Genomic DNA, 1612 nt, shown 5'->3' with positions numbered 1-1612 from the left:
GCCCCGCCGCCCCGGCGGACCACCGCCGTGGCGGAGACCGCCGCCCGGGTGCGGTCGGCCGCGACCACCGAACCGGGCCGCCTGCGGATCCTCGGTGCCGTCCTCGCGCTGCTGGTGGTCGCCTTCGGCGCCGTCGCCACCTGGCAGACCTCCGCGCGCAGTTCGGCCGCCGACGACGTGCTGCACCACAGCGGCCCGCTGAGCTCGGCCGCCGCCGACGTCTACCGGGCGCTCGCCGGGGCCAACACCGCGGCCTCCGACGGCCTCCTGGCCGGCGGGAACGAGACCCCCGACAGCCGTGAGCGCTACGAACGGGACATCAGGACGGCCGCCTCGGGACTGGCCACCGCCGCCGCAAGCTCCGACCCGGACTCGGCGTCCGGCCGCACCGTGGCGCGGCTCAACGAACTGCTGCCCCGCTACAAGGGCCTGGTGGAGCGCGCCCGCGCCAACAACCGGATGGGCTACCCGCTGGCCGGCGCCTACCTGCGGTACGCCGACGACCTGATGCAGGACAAGATGCTCCCGGCCGCCGAGGACCTCTACCAGCAGGAGAACCAGCGCCTCACCGAGGACTACGCCGACGCCACGCCCTACCCGTGGCTCGCCCTGGGACTCGGCGCCGTGGCACTCGTCGCCCTGGGCCTGGCCCAGCGGCGCGAGTACCTGCGCACCAACCGGGTGCTCAGCCCCGGCCTGGTGACCGCCACCGCGGCCACCACCGTGATGCTGCTGTGGCTGCTGGCCGGGCACTCCCTGGCCCGGGCGGGGCTGAACGACTCCTACGAGCACGGCGTGAAGTCGCTGAACGTCCTGAACGACACCCGGGCCGCCTCCCTGCAGGCCCGCGGCGCCGAGAACCTGACCCTGATCAGCCGGGGCGCGGAGACGGTCCGGGTGTCCGACACCGTCCGGCGCGACAAGTTCGAGGTGGCGTTCGAGAAGTCCATGAAGGGCCTGTCCCGCGGGCTGCAGGCGGCCGGTCACCTGGCCGACGACCCGCAGGGCGCAGAGCCGGTCGACAAGGCGCACAGCAGCATGCTCGAGTGGCGCAAGCGTCACGAGGAGGCCCGGGCGGCCGACGACGCGGGCGACTACCAGGAGGCCCTCGACCGGATCATCGGACCGGACGAGAAGTCGCCCACCCGGGTCTGCTTCGACAACGTCGACCGGTCCCTGCGGCAGGCGCTGGAGCACGAGGAGACGGAGTTCGAGCAGGCCGCGTCCGACGGACGCGCCGCGCTGACCGGCCTGCCCGTCGGCGCCGCCGCCCTGGCCGTGCTGGCCGCGGCGGCCGGGCTGCTGGGGATCGGCCGCAGGCTTTCGGAGTACCGGTGAACGGGGGAACGGCGATGCGGCGTCATCAGGGGAACGGGGACGAGGGCGGCGCCCGCACGCGGCGGCACCTCCCGCGGCGGGGCCGGCGGATCACGGGCGCCCTGGCCGGGGTCTGCGCGCTCGCCGCGGCCGGCGCGCTGCTGCTGCCGCAGTTCCCGGGCGCCGGTGCGGACGGCGACCCGGGCCGGACCGCCGGCTCGCGCGCGGCCGACGGCACCCGCGGCTCCGGCGACGTCTCCCGCGACGGCACCGAGGGCGGCACCGAGGGCGGCAC

The 1612-nt window shown here is 76.1% G+C and carries 1 protein-coding gene and 1 pseudogene; both read left to right on the top strand.

The genetic code is table 11. From position 1 onward, the window contains the following. Positions 1 to 1338, top strand: a 1338-nt coding sequence (locus tag ACOV8S_RS19905; protein ID WP_448319142.1) for a hypothetical protein, incomplete at its 5' end; no start/stop codon positions are given. Between the two features lie 14 nt (positions 1339 to 1352). Continuing rightward, positions 1353 to 1612: pseudogene (locus ACOV8S_RS19900) on the top strand (hypothetical protein); the annotation flags it as partial.

The organism is Streptomyces sp. CO7, assembly GCF_053474865.1.
The sequence above is the reverse complement of the archived record's forward strand: the minus strand, read 5'-3'. Positions and strand labels throughout refer to the sequence as shown.